An 18,492-nucleotide genomic window follows, 5' to 3' on the forward strand; every position below is an offset into this window, starting at 1 on the left:
TTATCTTATGATTGTTATAGTCCCTTGTTTTTGACCATTTTTGCCATCAATAATCTTGTAATAAAACACCATGTTTTGCTTAGGGAAACTCATAGATGAACTAGGCCAATTGTTTTTGTAGCTCTTTTCATTTAGGATTTCCTCACCATTACTATTAAAAATAATAACAGTTGCATCTGGGTTATTAGAATAAGAATTTGGCAATACCCATAGATCGTTTTTACCGTCTCCATTAGGTGTTACTACGTTAGGAACATTAAAAGTATCTTTATATGAAACCGTGAATTGATTTATTACTTCACAGTCGTCTATCTTAGCAATAAGCGTGTAACTACCTTCTTCTGTTAAATTAACAGATGCAGTTGTGCTTAGTTCTACATTAGCTGCGTCTAGCCACTGGTAACTTGTACCACCGCTTGCAGTTATTGTTTTAGTTTGTCCTTCTACAAGGATAACTGGGTCAGAGCTGTCTAATGTTATTAAATCTTCATCTAAAGGAGAAATAACAATTTCGTTAGAACGTAACGGACAACCATTTTTTAGTACTTCTAAAACAAACGTTCCTGTTTCAGTACTATTTAGAGTTTCATCTGTAGTGTTATAGCTAACACCATCTTTATACCAAGTAAAAGTTTCACCTGCTAATGTTGTTGTTGTGCTTATAACTACTGGGTTACTAGGGTTGCAAAAAGTTGTAGTACTAGTAGCAATTGTAACAGTTTCAGATGTTAATAGGTTTACATTTAATGTGTTAGAATCCAGTGCACTATAGCCAGCAATACTAGCATTTAGTGTATAATCACCATTAGCAGTTATATCTGTTAAAGCAATAGAGTTGCTTGTTTGTCCAGACACAGCCACGCTGTTCTTCTTCCATTGGTATGTAAATTCGTTTTTTAAATCTGCAGTAACATCTGTTTTAGTACCATCTGCGGCAACAGCTTCTATTGTTGTAGCATCTAAAGTAGTAGAAGTGCTTTCACAAGAAGTATATGGTGCAGTATAGTCTATAACTATATTAAATGATACTGGAGATACCACTGTTGTTTTCTCAGAGTCAATTGTAAAAGGACAACTACCTCCATTATCTGTAATTCGTGCAAAGTATTCACCTGCACTGTTTATTGTAATAGTGTTAGATGTTTCACCTGTAATAACAGCTCCATCTTTGTACCAAGAATACGTAACAGCAGCACTACTGCTAGTTACTTGTAAAGTTTTTGTTTTACTAGGTAAAATAACAAGATTTGCTTCGTTATCTCTAGTAAGTGTAACATTAGACGCTGTAGTTATAGAAATTGCAGCAGAACGCTCTAAACAAGCTCCTGTACCACTAATCTCTACAGAGTAATCACCTTCAAAACCAGCAGTTGCACCATTTACGGTATACGTATGGTCATCTACTGTTGGTGTAGTAATAGCAACATTATCTTTATACCAAACATATGTTAATCCTTGGCCAGATATGTTTGCTGTTAGTGTTTCTGTGTCTGTAGAGCATAAACTAGTTTTAGATGGTGTATTTAGTGCAACACCTAAACTAGTACCTGTTGTTACCTCTATGATGTTAGAATCTGTACTTGCAGAACCAGAACAAATTGTTCCGTAATCTATTTGTACAGAATACATACCTGCTTGTGTAGTAGTTAAAGAAGGTCCTTTTTCTGATAATAATGTGCCACTCTTATACCAATTGTATTGGTAAGTTTCTGGATTAGGTACATTATGTGGAGCCATTGTAATAGCAGTACCATCACAAACCTCTATTGTACCACCTGATGGAATGTTACCATTACCATCCTGGCTCATTAAAATAGGAGAATTGTAATCTACATAATACATAGAGAAAGGGCCTGCAGTAGGACTTACCTTCTCTGGACTTGTGCTTTTTACCCTAATTTTATAGTTCTCACCTCTTGTGTCTGTAGGTAGAGCAAACTGTATATTAAAATCAGATGTTGAGTTTTTGTCGTCTAAAGTAGCTAATGCTACTGGGCTACCAAAGTTACCATTGGCATCAGACAGTTCAAGAATAAATTTGTTGTCGCTGTTTACAGCTGGAGCATTAATCCAAGTAAAATTAACCCAGTAAGAGTTAAAACTTGCCGATCCACAGGCAGCTGTCCATCCGCTAGAACCGCTACCACTAGGGTTGGCAATAGGTTCTGGAGCATTCAAGATTTGAGCTGTTGCTGTAAATGAACAGGTAATTAACAATAATAGTACCAAAAGAATTGTAGTAGGTGTTGTTCTCATGAGATGTTTGTTTTTGTAACTATTTTATTGTCTGGGGACATAGTTGATTAAGATTAAACGTTTAAAATTTCTGCAAACATTTTAACGCGGGTGCGAAATTTGCTTAAACAAATATGGTTGTTTATAACTTGTTCATAAATTTATTGTTGTAGTAGTATTTAAATATGTTGTGAAAATGGGGTTATTGTATGGTGACCGAATTTTTAAGTCCTAGAATTAATCTTATTTTGTACCTTTACCGCTTAATTTTATCCTATGAGTGAAGGCGAAAAATCATTAAATTTTATAGAACACATTATCGAGGAAGACCTGAAAAATGGTTTCTCAAAAGAGGATTTACGTTTTCGTTTTCCGCCAGAACCTAACGGCTATTTACATATAGGACACGCTAGTTCTATTTGCTTAAATTTTGGCCTTGGTTTGCGTTATAATGCACCTGTAAATCTGCGTTTTGACGATACAAATCCTGCTAAAGAAGAACAGGAATACGTAGATGCAATTAAGAAAGATGTTGCTTGGTTGGGCTATAAATGGGACCACGAGTGCTTTGCTTCAGATTATTTTCAAAAGTTGTACGATTGGGCAATTTTTCTTATAAGAGAAGGTAAAGCATATGTAGATAGCCAATCTTCAGATGCAATGGCAGAACAAAAAGGTACACCAACAACTGTAGGTGTTGCTAGTCCGTTTAGAGACAGAACTGTAGAAGAAAATCTTGATCTTTTTAACCGTATGAAAAATGGCGATTTTAAAGAAGGTGAACACGTTTTACGTGCTAAAATAGATATGTCTTCTTCTAATATGCTAATGCGTGACCCTCTTATGTATCGTATTTTACATAAAGCACACCATAGAACAAATACCGATTGGTGTATTTATCCTATGTACGATTGGACACACGGAGAAAGCGATTATTTAGAGCAAGTATCTCATTCTTTCTGTACATTAGAGTTTGCTATGCACAGAGAATTATACGATTGGTTTTTAGACCAAGTTTATGATTCTAAAAAAACACGTCCTAAACAAAGAGAATTTGCAAGACGTAACCTTAGTCATACAATAGTAAGTAAAAGAAAGCTACTAAAATTAGTACAAGAAGGTGTTGTAAAATCTTGGGACGATCCAAGAATGCCAACTATTTCTGGTATGCGTAGAAGAGGTTTTACACCAGAGTCTATCCGTAATTTTGCAGATACAATTGGTATAGCTAAAAGAGATAATTTAATAGATGTTTCTTTATTAGAGTTTCATGTTCGTGAGCATTTAAATAAAATTACTACTCGTGTTATGGGTGTTTTAGACCCTGTAAAAGTGGTAATTACGAATTATCCAGAAGGTCAAGAAGAGTGGTTAGAGATAGAAAATAACCCTGAAGATCCAGAATCTGGTAGTAGAGAAATTCCTTTTTCTAGAGAAATTTATATTGAAAAAGCAGATTTTAAAGAAGAGGCAAACAAAAAATTCTTTAGATTAAAACTAGGAGGAGAGGTACGTTTAAAAGGAGGTTATATTATTAAAGCGGAATCTTGTACAAAAGATACCGATGGGAATATTACCGAGATTCAATGTACGTATGATACAAAAAGTAAAAGTGGAAGTGGTACTGAAGAAAGTTTACGTAAAGTAAAAGGAACATTACATTGGGTTTCTGTAAAACACGCAATAGAATCTGAAATTAGATTATATGACAGATTATTTACAGATGAAAGTCCGGATACACATAAAGACAAAGATTTTATGGAATTTATAAATCCAAATTCTTTAGAAGTGATAAAAGGTTTTGTAGAGCCAAGTTTAAAAGAAGCAAAAGTAGGAGATCGTTTTCAGTTCCAGAGAATGGGTTATTTTAATATTGATACAGATAGTACTCCTGAAAATTTAGTTTTTAATAAAACTGTTGGTTTACGAGATTCTTGGGCTAAAATTGCAGAAAAAAAGTAACATAAGGTTTATTGATACTAATTGAAAAACAATTGGTATTTTCTATTAAAAAAGACCTTTTTTAAGCCTTTTTAATGAGTTTTTAAAAAACAGAAAGGTGATTATAAGAGTTTACTTTAGATGATAAAATACCGGGCTTTAAAATAATTTTTAGCCTTTTAAGATCTCAATTTTTAGTATTCTTCTGTTCTAAACCTTAGAAAACTGTAAAACATAAAAAATCCGATAGAAAACTTAATTTCTATCGGATTTTTTTGATTTTAAAACTATTACTTAAAAATTAGTCATTTTTTGGTTTGTCTAATTTTTTAGCTTTACCTGTGTTATTTGCTTTCTTCATATTTTCACCAATCATATTACTTGCTGTAAATGATGCAACCATGTCATTTAACATTTGGCTACCAGCTTGTGGTGAATTTGGTAATAATATTAAATTACTATTTGTTTCTTGACCAATAGATTGTAAAGTATCATAATGCTGAGTAACAACAATTAGGGCAGAAGCTTCTTGAGAATTTATGCCAACTTTATTTAATACTTCTACAGATTCTTCTAATCCACGAGCAATTTCTCTACGTTGATCTGCAATACCTTGACCTTGTAAACGCTTACTTTCTGCTTCAGCTTTTGCTTTTTCTACAATTAAAATACGTGCAGCATCACCTTCATATTGTGCAGCAGTTTTTTCTCTATCGGCAGCATTAATACGGTTCATTGCAATTTTTACTTGAGGATCTGGATCAATATCAGTTACTAAAGTTCTAATAATATCAAAGCCATAATCCATCATAGCATCATTTAATTCAGCTTTTACAGCCAAAGCAATATCATCTTTTTTTACAAAAACGTCATCTAATTTCATTTTTGGTACTTCTGCACGTACAACATCAAATACATAAGATGTTATTTGATCATGTGGATAGTCTAATTTGTAAAATGCATCATAGACTTTATCTTTTATTACTTTGTATTGTACAGAAACTTTCAATTTTACAAAAACATCATCTAAGGTTTTTGTTTCAATAATTACATCTAATTGCTGAATTTTTAAACTTAATCTCCCTGCAATTCTTTGTATAAATGGTATTTTAAAATGTAGACCAGACTGTCTAATACTACTAAATTTACCAAATGTTTCTATTATAGCTGCTGTTTGTTGTTTTACAGAGAAAGCTGCAGAAAAAATAACAAAGACCAAAAATACTAGTCCTGGTATAAATAAATAATCTCCCATAATTTTTTTACGTTTTTAGGTTTATGTTTTAAATGTACAAATACTGTACATATATATGTAGGTAAAATAGGGGATATGTTACATTTTTATAAAAAAAAAGCTACAAGCGTAATTAAACGGTTGTAGCTTTTAATAAATTGATATGTAGACTATGCTAATCTTTCAATAGCAGTCTTTATTCTTGTTATTGTTTCTTCTTTGCCAAGTATTTCTATAATATCAAAAACATGCGGCCCTTTCATATCACCAACTAGTACTAGTCTAAAAGGAGGCATTACCTTTCCAAAAGATAATTCTTTATCTGTAATCCATTGTTTTACAATAGTTTCTGTTTTTGTAGAACTAAAGTCTGTTATTGAATCTAAAACAAATACCAATTGGTTTAATATGTCTTTAGTACCCTCTTTCCATTGTTTTTTCACGGCTTTTTCTGCATAAGAAGTAGGAGCTATGTAAAAATAGTCTGCAAGATCCCAAATATCATGTACAAATGTTGCTCTTTCTTTTAGTAAACCAACCAAACGTTCTACAGTTTCTGTAGTTGCTAATTTGTGACTTTCTTTAACGTGACTTAGAACTACAGGCATAAATAGGCTTGCTATTTCAGCATCAGATTTAGCTTGTAAATATTGTGTATTATACCATTTGGTTTTATCTGGGTCAAAACGTGCACCAGATTTGTTTACTCGCTCTAAAGAAAACTCCTTTATAAGCTCTTCTAAACTAAATAATTCTTGTTCAGTTCCTGGGTTCCAACCAAGTAGTGCTAAAAAGTTAACAACTGCTTCAGGAAAATAACCTTCTTCTTTATATCCTACAGACTCGTTCCATGATAGCGGAAACACAGGGAAACCAAGTTTTTCACCATCACGCTTACTTAATTTTCCTTTACCTACAGGCTTCATAATTAATGGTAAATGTGCAAATTCTGGTGCTTGCCAACCAAAAGCATCATACAATTGCTTATGTAATGCTAAAGATGGTAGCCATTCTTCGCCACGTATAACGTGTGTAATTTCCATTAAATGATCATCAACAATATTTGCTAAATGATAGGTAGGCATACCATCACTCTTAAAAAGAACTTTATCATCTAACACATTAGTATCTATATTAATAGTACCACGTATAATATCTTTTAACTCTAATTTTTGATTCTCAGGACTTTTAAAACGAATTACAAATGCCTCATTTGCAGCTAATTTAGCATCAACTTCTTCTTTTGTAAGAGAAAGTGAGTTGTTTAGTTTTAAACGGTTATGCCAGTTGTATATAAACGTTTTTCCTTCTGCTTCATGTTGTTTTCTGTGTTCATCTAAACTTTCTGCCGAATCAAAAGCATAATATGCATTACCACTTTCTATTAAATCGTCGGCATATTTTTTATACAAATGTTTACGCTCGCTCTGTCTGTAAGGACCAAATTTTCCTTCTTTACCAGGACCTTCATCAAATCCAATTCCGCACCAGTTTAAACTGTCAATTATATATTGCTCAGCACCTTTTACATAACGGTTTTGATCTGTGTCTTCTATCCTTAAAATAAATTCACCACCATTTTTTTTGGCAAAAAGGTAGTTAAATAGGGCAGTACGGACACCACCAATATGTAGTGGTCCGGTAGGACTAGGAGCAAAACGTACTCTTACTTTAGAACTCATAAATTTGTTATTAAAAGGGCAAAGATACAGTTACTTATTTGTCCTATTAAAGTGTTATAGTCACTTTTTAACAATTTTTTTCTAAATTTTTCTTAAACTGTAGGTATCTTGGTATTAAATATTATCCATTTTGAATAGTTTAGACCATATTTTAATAAAATTAAGGGCCTTTACTAAGCGGTATTATGCCAAGACGTTACTTAAAGGATTGCTTCTTTTTTTAAGCTTTGGTTTACTTACTTTCTTAGTAATATTAGGCTTAGAGTACTTGCTATGGTTTAATTCTACAGGCAGACTAATACTTTTTTTATGTTTAATTGTAGTTACAGTATACCTATTATATACCTATATAGTAACACCTATTTTTTATTTATTTCAGCTTAGAAAAGGTATTACTAATAAAGAAGCTTCATTATTAATAGGTAAACATTTTCCGGAGGTAGGCGATAAATTGTATAATTTATTAGATCTGGCGGATGATCCTAATAAGTCAGAACTTCTTTTAGCTAGTATAGAACAACGGTCTAGTGCAATGGATGCAGTTCCTTTTGTTAAAGCTATCAATTTAAAAGACAATTTAAAATATTTAAAATACTTAGCTATACCTGTTTTATTAATGGTACTTATTTGGTTATCAGGTAACTTAAGTTCTTTTTTTGGTTCTTATGATAGGGTAGTTAACTATAAAATGGCCTTTGAGCAACCAGCACCTTTTTCTTTTTTCTTAAACAATACCAAGCTAACTGTTTTAAAAGGAGAAAGTATTACGTTACAATTAAGTACTAAAGGAGAGGTTAAACCAGAAAACGTTGCTATTGTTATAGATGATAAGGAACTTTTTTTACAAGAAAATAACGGATTTTTTGAGTATACCTTTGCTGCTCCTAGTAAAAGTGTTTCTTTTTACTTTAAAGCTAACAATGTAACTTCTAAACAGTATAATTTAGAAGTATTGGCTGTTCCGTTATTAGAAGATTTTAGCCTTAAATTAACGTACCCAAGCTATTTAAACCGTAAACCTGAAGTCTTAAAAAGTACTGGTAATGCCACGTTTCCAGAGGGTACAAATGTTAGTTGGTTTATTAAGGGAGAGCATATTAGCACTATATCATTAGAAACAAAAGACACAACGATTTTATTTTCTAAAGCTGATGACAGTTATCAATTATCTAAAAAAGTTTACAATAATCTAGATTATATAATAGGTACATCTAACCAGAATGTTACTAATTTTGAAAAACTTGGATACCGTTTCAATGTTTTAAAAGACGCAAACCCAACTATTAATGTTACACAGGTTAAGGACTCTCTTAATCCAAATGTTTTGTATTATGCCGGTAATGCATCTGATGATAATAAACTAATAAGTATAAAATTAGTTTGTTATCCAGAAAACAACCCTAATAATAAACAAAGTATTACATTAAATGTTCCCAAAAGTAACGTTGCTCAGTTCTATTATACCTTTCCTTCTGGACTAAATTTAGAATCAAATACAAACTACAATTTCTACTTTGTAGCTACAGACAATGACGCTATTCATAATGGTAAAAGTATTAAAAGTCAGGTATTTAGCACTGTTTTACTAGATGATAATGCCCTTAAAAACAACGATTTAAAGCAACAACAACAGCTGTTAGACAACTTAGATAATTCCTTAGAGAAGTTTAAGGAACAGAAAGAGAAATTAGATGACATAAATACCAAGCAAAAAGAGAAAGCTACTTTAAATTATACCGAACAGTCTGAAGTTAAAGACTATTTGCAAAAACAAGTTCAGCAAGAACAGATGATGGAGAAGTTTAGCAAGCAGTTAAAAGAAAATTTAGATAAGAATAATACAGAAGATAAACAGAATAAATTATTACAAGAAAGGCTAGAGCGTCAGGAAAAAGAAGCAAAAAAGAATCAGAAACTGCTTGAAGAGTTGAATAAAGTAGCTGATAAAATTAATAAATCTGAATTAACAAAGCGTTTGGAAGAGCTTGCTAAGAGCCAAAAAAACAGTGAGCGTAACTTAGAACAGTTACTGGAACTTACTAAAAAGTACTATGTAACTGAAAAATTAGCTCAATTAGGCCAAGATTTAGAGAAGTTAGCTGAGAAACAAGAATTGCTTTCTAAGCTTAATCAAGATCAAGATTTTGAAAAAAAGGAACAAGAAAAACTTAATAAGAAGTTTGATGAGTTTACTAAAGAGCTAGAGGAACTTAAAAAAGATAACCAAAAACTACAAAAACCACTAGATATTAATTCTGATAAAGCCAAAGAAGATGACGTTAAACAAGACCAGAATGATGCTTTAGAGGAGTTAAATAAGGAGCAGGGGAGTGATAATTCTTCTAAATCTGATAGCAAATCTGACAGTAAAGCTGCTAAAAAACAGAAATCTGCTGCAGAGAAAATGAAGCAAATGAGTGATAAAATGCAACAATCTGCATCTGGGGGTAGTGGAGAATCTATTACTGAGGATGCTGAAATGTTGCGTCAAATCCTGGAAAATTTAGTTATTTTTTCTTTTAAGCAAGAACAATTATACCAAGATATTAGTTCTAGAGATGAAGATGTTTCTAAGTTTTCTACAACTATTAAGCGTCAAAAGGAGTTAAGAACAATGTTTGAACACGTAGATGATAGCATTTTTGCTTTGTCTTTACGTCAGGCGGAGATATCTGAACAGGTGAATAAAGACATTACAGAAGTGTATTATAACCTTGATAAATCTCTTGAACAACTTGCAGAAAACAGGTCTTTCTTGGCTACTGCTAACCAAAAGTATGTACTTAACGCATCTAATAGTTTGGCAGATTTTTTAGCTAATTTACTTGACAATATGAACCAGAGTATGAAATCTGGTGCAGGTAAAGGTCAGGGAAAGGGTCAGGGTTTTCAGCTACCAGATATAATTAAAGCTCAAAATAGCCTTAAAAAGAAGATGGGTGAACAAGGTAAATCTAAATCTTCTGAAGGCAAAAAGCCTGGTGAAGGAGAAAAAGGAGCGGAAGGAAAACCCGGTTCTGAGGGTGAAAAAGGTAAATCTGGTGAGCAGGGTAAAGAAGGTAAAGGTGGAAAAAAGGGTGAGTCTGGTGAAAATGGTGAAGGAGGTAAAGCTGGTTCTAAAGGTGAAAATGGAGAAGGAAAAGGTGGTCAACTAGGTGGCCAATCTGAGGAAGAATTACAAGAAATCTTCGAAATTTACAAACAACAACAAACAATTAGACAGGAGTTAGAGAAGCAATTAAATGATATGATTGCTAAAGAAGACAAGGATTTAGCTAAGAAATTGTTACAACAAATGGAAGATTTTGAGAACGATTTACTAGAAAATGGTATAACTAATAGGACCCAAGACAAGGCTAATAACATACAACACCAACTTCTAAAGTTAGAGAATGCTTCCTTAAAGCAAGGAGAAAAGAGTACAAGAGAAGCTAATAAGGCTAAAAATAAGTTTAAGAATCCTATTACGACTAAGCCTGAAGCATTGGAGAATTATCGTAACGAAATAGAAATTTTAAATAGACAAGCACTACCTTTGCAGCAAATTTTCCAAAATAAAGTGCAACGTTATTTTAAAACAAATGATTGATTTTCATTATGAAACAGAATTTAGTCTAGAAGATAATACCAAGTATATCGATTGGATTAATAGGATTATAGCTTCTGAGGAGCATTTAGTAGGTGATATTAATTACATTTTTTGTGATGATGCTTACCTTTTAAACATCAATCAGCAGTACTTAGATCACGATACCTATACAGATATCATCACTTTTGACTATACAGATGGTAAGCTAATTGGGTCAGATATCTACATTTCAGTAGACAGAGTTAAAGAGAATGCAGTAGATTTTAAGGTAGATTTTAGTCAAGAATTGCTTAGAGTTATGGCTCACGGCATACTACATTTATGTGGTTTTAAAGATAAATCTACAGAAGAAGCTGCTTTAATGAGAAGTAAAGAAGAAGAAAAAATTAAATTGTTCCACGTGGAACATTAAAGTTATGTTTGATAAAGAATACGATGTTATTGTAGTAGGTGCCGGTCACGCTGGTGCTGAAGCAGCAGCTGCTGCAGCTAACCTGGGTTCTAAAACCCTCTTGGTTACTATGAACCTGCAAACTATTGGACAAATGTCCTGTAACCCTGCTATGGGCGGTATTGCTAAAGGGCAAATAGTAAGAGAAATTGATGCGTTAGGTGGGTATAGTGGAATTATTTCTGATAAATCTGCCATACAATTTAAGATGCTTAACAAGTCTAAAGGACCTGCAATGTGGAGTCCTAGAACACAAAATGACCGTATGCGTTTTGCTGAAGAATGGCGTTTAGCACTAGAGCGAACACCTAAAGTTGACTTCTATCAAGAGATGGTTTCTGGCTTAATTATAGAAGGAGAAAAGGTATGCGGAGTTAAAACTTCTTTAGGAATAGAGATAAGATCTAAGTCTGTTGTACTTACAAATGGCACCTTTTTAAATGGATTAATTCATATAGGAGAGCGCCAATTAGGAGGTGGTAGAGCAGGTGAAAAAGCAGCTACAGGTATCACAGAACAACTAGTAGATTTAGGTTTTGAAAGTGGTAGAATGAAGACCGGAACACCTCCTAGAGTAGATGGTAGATCACTAGATTATTCTAAAATGATAGTGCAGCCTGGGGATGAAATTCCAGAGAAATTTAGCTATACAAATACCAAAGCTTTATCTCATCAAAGAGATTGTCATATGACGCATACGAGTACTTTAGTACACGATTTATTGCGTGAAGGTTTTGATAGATCTCCTATGTTTAATGGTAGAATTAAAAGTCTTGGACCAAGATATTGTCCGTCAATTGAGGATAAAATTAATAGGTTTGCAGACAAGGATAAGCACCAATTATTTGTTGAGCCAGAGGGGTGGGATACGGTTGAAGTTTATGTAAATGGCTTCTCTACATCGCTACCAGAAGACGTTCAATTTAAGGCTTTACGTTCTGTAGTTGGGTTCGAAAATGTGAAGTTTTTTAGACCTGGTTATGCTATAGAATACGATTATTTTCCGCCTACACAATTAAAGCATACATTAGAAACTAAGCTTATAAATAACTTGTATTTTGCTGGTCAAATTAATGGCACAACTGGGTACGAGGAAGCAGCAAGTCAAGGTCTAATGGCAGGTATAAATGCGCACTTAAAAGTGAAAGAAGAAAGCCCTTTAATACTAAATAGGGACGAGGCTTACATAGGTGTTTTAATAGATGATTTAATTACAAAAGGTACAGAAGAGCCATACAGAATGTTTACTTCTAGAGCAGAATATAGAACATTATTAAGACAAGATAATGCTGATATTAGGCTTACTCCAATGGGCCATAAAATTGGTTTAGCTTCTGATTCTCGTCTAAAAAGAATGGAAGAAAAGCTTAAAAAATCTGATGCTTTTGTAAACTTTTTTAGAGAGACAAGTGTTGTTCCAGAGGATATAAATCCTATTTTAGAATCTGTAAATTCGGCTCCTGTTAAACAATCTCACAAGATGTTTAAGAGCTTTTCTAGGCCAAATGTCACTATGGATCACATGCGTAATTTAAAGTCTGTAGCAGACTTTATAGAGAAGGAAAATATAGATGGAGAGGTAATGGAGCAGACCGAAATTCAGGTTAAATATTCAGGTTACATTGCTAAAGAAAAGAACAATGCAGATAAGCTACAGCGCCTAGAGAATATTAAAATTCCAGAGAATTTTGATTATAGATTATTAAAGTCATTGTCTTACGAAGCACGTGAAAAGTTAGAAGCTATAAGGCCTGTAACTATATCGCAAGCATCTAGAATTAGTGGTGTTTCGCCTAGTGACATTAGTGTGTTACTTGTTTTTATGGGCAGGTAACTTAAGTTTATATAATAAAGAATTTACCCAATTGTTCCACGTGGAACAATTGGGTTTTTTTGTTTTTTGGTATGTCTTGGTTGCGCTATTTTTTCACATCTATAAAACGGTTGTGTAGATCTTTTTATTGTCTCCTTTATACAAGTTTATCTTTTGAGTTTTTGTTTTAAAACTGATCTCCATTTATTTTTTGTAGCTTATTTTTTTACTCTTTCTATTTTAGATTTTGTTCTTTAGATAATGTTTGTAGTTTGTCTTTTAAAATCTAATTCTTTGAAATTTACTTTTTGCCTTTTTAAGTTTTTTTTAGCAGACCATTTTTTTTATTAAGAATTTTTCAATTTCTATTTTAAATCTAATTTTGGTTTTAAATTTTAGGGCTCCTTTTTTGTAGTTTTTTTAGACTCCTGTTTTTAATTTAAAAGTGAAAAAGTTGATTTTTGTTTTTCATTTTTCTTCTCGTATTTTTGAATTAAATATTCAAAAATTTTAGGTCAAAAACACTGTAGTAATTTTTCTTAATTTTTTATTTTTTTTTTGCACTCAATTTAAATTTTAAAAGAGGAATTATTTTCATTTTTTTTGAGTCTTATTTTTTCAATTTTATTTCAATTAATTTTTGTTCTTAGGTGCTTTTTTAATTTTTATTTTTTCTTAAAATCTCATTTTTTAATTCTTGAAATTTATCATTTTTATAAATCTGTTTTTGTCTACAATTTTTCATTTTTAATGTTTTTTTAAAATGAATTTATTCTTCAGTTTCTATTCTTTTTTGGTTTTTAGAATTTCATTTTTTTAATACTTTTTTTTATTTCATTTTTCTTGAGAATTAATTTCTGAAACAAAATTATGTGTATGTTTTGTGATTCATTTTTTTAAGCTTTTCATTTTTGTTTTGTAAACTTTAATTCAAGTTTTTGTTTCAGTTTTATATTTAAATTTTACTTCATTTAAATTTCTAAACTCGATTTAAAAATTCATTGTTTGTCTAACTTTTAATTTTCTGTTATCGTCTTTTTTATCGCCCTAAAAAATATAAAAGAGGTACTATTTTTTAAACTTGAATTAGTAGGGTAGTGTCTAAAAAAGTGCTGTTATTTATGTTTCATTTTTTTGCAATTTAATTTTGATTTGTATTTCTGATAATTTAATTTTTCTACTTTCTACTTTCTACTTTCTACTTTCTACTTTCTACTTTCTACTTTCTACTTTCTACTTTCTACTTTCTACTTTCTACTTTCTACTTTCTACTTTCTACTTTCTACTTTCTACTTTCTAAATAATTCTTGGTTTAATTTTTGTTGCTATTAAAAAATAAATTCATTCTAAAAAACGTAAAATGAAAAACGTATTTGTTGTTGTTGTAGTTTTAATTTTTTTTCAATCTTGTATTCCTTTGCGTGTTGCTCCCAATATTGAAGATTACAAAATTACCAAAGGCAAAACTTTTAAGAGAGGTTTACCCAAACAGCGAGTTTTTGTTTTTGAAGATCCAAAAAACGAAAGTGAATTTTATAATTATATAAACACAAAGTTTCAGTTATACAATGCAGATGTTTTTGACAATGTTCCTTTTTTTATAAATAACACACCTTATTATTTTTCGTTTTACGAAGTAGAAAAGAAAGATAAGAGTATAGACATACTTTCTCCTACTCTAGGTGTTCTTGCAAATAGAGCTATAGGTTCAGAGAACAATCCTTCTGATTTTTTTAATGAGCAGCCTAAATTGCGTATAGATGGTAATTATTATATTGCTATTAACGCTTATGATGAAAGCGGAAAAGATTGCTTGGATAAAAAATCACTTTCACGTCCTTTAGTTTTAAACTATCTTCGTGCTTTAAAGAAAGAATATTTAGCTACGCACAATTACAATGAAGTTTTATTTAAAAACTAAAGACCACTCTGTAACTCAAGAAGAGTTTACATTAAACTATAATGCAGATTTAGATATGTTGGTTACAGATCCGCAACCAAAAAATTTAGGAGTGTATTACGAGAGCGATGATTATATCTCTCATACAGATTCTAAAAAAACAGTTGTAGACAAAATGTACCAAACTGTAAAAAATTATAGTTTACAGAAAAAGATACAAATCTTAACCAAGTTTACAAAAGGAGAAAAAACATTATTAGATGTTGGTGCAGGTACTGGCGACTTTTTAATTACAGCCAAAAATAATAAATGGATTTGCGATGGTGTAGAGCCAAGTACATCTGCAAGAGAAAAAGCAACACAAAAAGGTTTAGAGCTTTTTAGCAGTTTAGAAACTTTACCAGAAAAAAAATATAACGTAATTACGCTTTGGCACGTTTTAGAACATTTGCCAAATTTGGATGAACAAATAAAAACACTAGAATCTAAATTAACTGAAGACGGAACTTTAATTATAGCTGTTCCTAATTTTAATAGTTACGATGCCAAACACTATAAAGAATTTTGGGCTGCTTATGATGTCCCTAGACATTTGTGGCATTTTTCTAAAACAGCAATAAAAAAGATTTTTGCAAAACATAATATGAAACTGGTACAAACCAAGCCAATGTTGTTTGATGCATTTTATGTTTCGCTATTATCTGAAAGATACAAAACCGGAAACCAGAATATGCTAACAGCATTTTATAGAGGATTACGTTCTAATATATCTGCGATGAAGACTAACGAACATTCTTCTATCATATACATCCTAAAAAAGAGCTAAAACGTATTTTAAAGCTATTTAAGAAGGGTTTAGTGCTTGCAGCGAGTAATAAGCCCTTTTTTCTTTTTTAATTGATTAAAAGTTATTTATGAAAGCTGTTTTTGATAGTTTTTAACTATTTAATATGTTTATATTAATAGTTTTTATTGATTATAGTTTTTATTGATTTAAATAGCTGTTTTCTATCTATTTTCATTATAGTTTCTAAAATGATGTTTTTTTAGAAAAAGACTAAAAACTAAATTTCAATCAATTTTAAAACTAACATCTGTTTTTGTTGAAGATTAAAAAACTTTTCTATTTTTGCTCAACTTAAATTTTGACTTTCCGTCGGTTCGGAAGTTTTATATTAAAAACCTAGAAATGAAAAAAATTATTTTTGCACTTGCATTCATCGGTTTAGTAGGATGCCAACAAAGTAAAATGGGTTACGTAGATAACGTAAAACTAATGAACGATTATAAAGAGAAAGTAGATCTTGAAACTAAGTTTAAAGCTAAGATTGAAGCTTTTGGTAAAAAAAGAGATAGCGTACAGCAAGCTTTTCAGATGGAAGCACAAGCTTTCCAAGTAAAGGCTCAGAAAATGGCACAGGCTAAAGCACAAGAAGAGTACGGTATGTTACAGCAAATGAGCCAGCGTATTGGTCAACAGTTGCAAGCAGAAGAAAAGCAATTACAAGTAACCAGCCAAACAGAAATGGATAGCTTAGTTGCTAAAGTAAAAAGAGAGATTAAAGCATATGGTACAACAAACGGTTTCTCTTACATCTTTGGTGGTGGAGACGGTGGTAGCGTATTATACGGATCAGAAGCAGATGACCTTACTGATGAAATTACTAAGATCTTAAATGATAACTACAAGAAATAATAACTTGTAAGTAACACATATTAAGAGTCTCAGCATTTGCTGGGGCTTTTTTGTTTTTACCTCTAAATTAAAAAATCTATATTTATAGTTCTATAATTTGTACACTCGCGTAAAAGCGCTACTAAAACAATTGTATGACTCAAGAAATAAAGACAGAAGCATTAGAGATGATCAAGGAAGATGTTCTGTTTGGTTTTTATAGTGAAGAAGAAATATTTAATAGTATAAGCGATGCATTTTACGATGCAGAAGATTTTGATGACGATTGGCTTACCAAAGAAATAAACAAACAATTTGTAGCGCATAAAAACAATAGTACTAGCTGGAACAAGCAAACCATATTTACAAGACTTGTATCTGTTTTTGACCAACTAAACAAAGAAAAAATAGTAAGCCTACATAAAGCTGGCTACACCAGGCAAGATGCCCAGGACGATTGTAGAGAAATAGTAGACGAACTAGGCGCTATTGGCATAATAGCAAAAGGGTATTGCTATTACCACGCTCAAGACTTACAGAGAGCGCTAGGAGAAGACGGAATGCTTTATATTGGATATGATAGTATAGAACCAACAGATAGTGCAGCAGAAGCCGTAGCAAACAGAATTGTTACCCTATTAAGAGAAAATGGCTTTACAGTGTCTTGGAACGGATTTATAGACACTAGAATAGAAATTAAAAACATTACGTGGCAAAAAGTGTACGATGGTGTAGACTACAACTACAGCCGTGTTTTTTCTATTATAGAAGAACATCACGCACCAAAAAATAAGCTTGATACTACCACAACTAAAACTACCCAAAAATCCTTCTGGAAATTATGGAAACACTAGTGTTTATAGTGTAAAACAATAATTATTTTATTTTTAAGCTGAAAACAACGTAGGTAAAAACTGTCTTGTTTTTAGCTTTTTACGTATTTCCGTAATTTTTTATTGCGATTATCTGTTATATTTGAGAAGCAATTCTTTCCCCCAAGATTTATTTTTTAATTGATTTAATAACATACCAACAAAGATGAATTTAGAGCCTTTGAATAATGATGATCTAGCTTGGTCTGATGTAGGTTTATCTGATGTTTATGAGAAAATAAGCACTCAAAATGAACTTCTAATAGAGAATAATAAAGAGCTATTATCTTTATTGGAATATCAACAAAAAGAGAACATAAAATTAGGAAGACGAAATACAATATTGACCTATATTTCTTTGGGTATTTCCTTGTTTTTTGTTGCTTCAACAATTTATAATACAATTAATAGGGTTGATTATGATTATTATATTTTGTCAGAGTTGAAGAAAAGTAATAAAGTTAATGAGGAATTTCAAAATAAACTATTAAAATTAGTTTCTCAAAAGCATAAGAAATCAGAGCTTACTAATTCAACAAACAATAATTTAAAGCTGGCTTTATGAAAATCAGATACACTAAAAAAAAGGTACGTACCAATATTCTATTCTCATTTTTGTTTGTTATTTATGCATTATACAAATCGGTATATCTTACTATAAAAAGTGATTCTATAAAGTGGATTGGCTTTATTTTACTAATTATAGCTATTATTTGGTTTATAAAATGCATACTAAAATCTACCAATTATTACCTGTCTATAGACAATGGTATTATAAAAGAAAGAAATTTTTTTCGTAAAAAAACAGCATTAGAAGATATAAGTTATTTAAGAAAAACAGATGATCAGTATATTATAAAAACTGCAAAGTCCGAGTTGGTTGTTTATAGTAAAGATGTAGAAGAAAAATCTCTTAAAAGCTTAGATAAAGTATTAGCAACTTTAGACTTGCCAGCAGAAAAATATCCTTTTGCAGTTAGTCAGTAATCTTTTATTTAAGCTTAAATTAACCACTTTAAAAAAACCAACGTTAGTTTGTTGCTATTATTGGTTTTGTCTCTAAAAAGCGCTTAAAACAGCTTTAAAACAGAGGTTATTTG

The 18,492-nt window shown here is 31.4% G+C and carries 13 protein-coding genes; 10 read left to right on the forward strand and 3 right to left on the reverse strand.

The features are described 5' to 3' along the window. Nucleotides 1-2,256: a T9SS type B sorting domain-containing protein gene (locus BT107_RS12160; protein WP_072304083.1), complete on the reverse strand. Its 2,256-nt coding sequence runs from the start codon at nucleotides 2,254-2,256 to the stop codon at nucleotides 1-3. A gap of 255 nt (nucleotides 2,257-2,511) precedes the next feature. Between BT107_RS12160 and BT107_RS12165 the strand changes: the two genes are divergently transcribed. Further along, the gene (locus BT107_RS12165) at nucleotides 2,512-4,197 is read left to right on the forward strand and encodes a glutamine--tRNA ligase/YqeY domain fusion protein (RefSeq protein WP_072304084.1); all 1,686 of its coding nucleotides are present in this window, start codon (nucleotides 2,512-2,514) and stop codon (nucleotides 4,195-4,197) included. Nucleotides 4,198-4,477: 280 nt separating this feature from the next. Here the strand turns inward: BT107_RS12165 and BT107_RS12170 are convergent, their stop codons facing one another. Both BT107_RS12170 and gltX read right to left on the reverse strand, forming a co-directional pair. Further along, on the reverse strand, nucleotides 4,478-5,431 hold the full coding sequence (locus BT107_RS12170; RefSeq protein WP_072304085.1) for an SPFH domain-containing protein: 954 nt from the start codon (nucleotides 5,429-5,431) through the stop codon (nucleotides 4,478-4,480). Between the two features lie 149 nt (nucleotides 5,432-5,580). Then, on the reverse strand, nucleotides 5,581-7,092 hold the full coding sequence (gltX, locus tag BT107_RS12175) for a glutamate--tRNA ligase (protein ID WP_072304086.1): 1,512 nt from the start codon (nucleotides 7,090-7,092) through the stop codon (nucleotides 5,581-5,583). A gap of 208 nt (nucleotides 7,093-7,300) precedes the next feature. Here gltX and BT107_RS12180 point away from each other — a divergent pair, with 208 nt between their 5' ends. The 9 genes from BT107_RS12180 to BT107_RS12220 all read left to right on the forward strand — a co-directional run bounded on the left by BT107_RS12180 (nucleotide 7,301) and on the right by BT107_RS12220 (nucleotide 18,379). Beyond that, on the forward strand, nucleotides 7,301-10,681 hold the full coding sequence (locus BT107_RS12180; protein WP_244543122.1) for a hypothetical protein: 3,381 nt from the start codon (nucleotides 7,301-7,303) through the stop codon (nucleotides 10,679-10,681). Further along, nucleotides 10,674-11,093 carry an rRNA maturation RNase YbeY gene (gene ybeY, locus BT107_RS12185; protein WP_072304088.1) on the forward strand — a complete coding sequence of 140 codons (420 nt, stop codon included), beginning with the start codon at nucleotides 10,674-10,676 and terminating at the stop codon, nucleotides 11,091-11,093. Before BT107_RS12180 ends, ybeY begins: the two co-directional genes overlap by 8 nt. 4 nt (nucleotides 11,094-11,097) lie before the next feature. Continuing rightward, nucleotides 11,098-12,966 carry a tRNA uridine-5-carboxymethylaminomethyl(34) synthesis enzyme MnmG gene (gene mnmG, locus BT107_RS12190; protein ID WP_072304089.1) on the forward strand — a complete coding sequence of 623 codons (1,869 nt, stop codon included), beginning with the start codon at nucleotides 11,098-11,100 and terminating at the stop codon, nucleotides 12,964-12,966. 1,339 nt (nucleotides 12,967-14,305) lie between these two features. After that, nucleotides 14,306-14,866, forward strand: coding sequence for a hypothetical protein (locus BT107_RS12195; RefSeq protein WP_072304090.1), 561 nt, complete (start codon nucleotides 14,306-14,308; stop codon nucleotides 14,864-14,866). Next, on the forward strand, nucleotides 14,844-15,671 hold the full coding sequence (locus BT107_RS12200; protein ID WP_072304091.1) for a class I SAM-dependent methyltransferase: 828 nt from the start codon (nucleotides 14,844-14,846) through the stop codon (nucleotides 15,669-15,671). The genes BT107_RS12195 and BT107_RS12200 overlap by 23 nt, the downstream gene beginning before the upstream one ends. A gap of 363 nt (nucleotides 15,672-16,034) precedes the next feature. Continuing rightward, nucleotides 16,035-16,541 (forward strand): OmpH/Skp family outer membrane protein, encoded by a 507-nt coding sequence (locus tag BT107_RS12205; RefSeq protein WP_072304092.1) that lies wholly within the window; start codon nucleotides 16,035-16,037, stop codon nucleotides 16,539-16,541. A gap of 134 nt (nucleotides 16,542-16,675) precedes the next feature. Beyond that, entirely contained in the window at nucleotides 16,676-17,374 is a 699-nt protein-coding gene (locus BT107_RS12210) for a DUF6891 domain-containing protein (protein ID WP_072304093.1), read from the forward strand. Nucleotides 17,375-17,558: 184 nt separating this feature from the next. After that, nucleotides 17,559-17,957 carry a hypothetical protein gene (locus BT107_RS12215; protein ID WP_072304094.1) on the forward strand — a complete coding sequence of 133 codons (399 nt, stop codon included), beginning with the start codon at nucleotides 17,559-17,561 and terminating at the stop codon, nucleotides 17,955-17,957. Next, nucleotides 17,954-18,379 (forward strand): hypothetical protein, encoded by a 426-nt coding sequence (locus BT107_RS12220; RefSeq protein WP_072304095.1) that lies wholly within the window; start codon nucleotides 17,954-17,956, stop codon nucleotides 18,377-18,379. The genes BT107_RS12215 and BT107_RS12220 overlap by 4 nt, the downstream gene beginning before the upstream one ends. The last annotated feature ends 113 nt before the right edge of the window (nucleotides 18,380-18,492 follow it).

Source organism: Cellulophaga fucicola (genome assembly GCF_900119145.1).
Classification (GTDB): Bacteria; Bacteroidota; Bacteroidia; order Flavobacteriales; family Flavobacteriaceae; genus Cellulophaga; species Cellulophaga fucicola.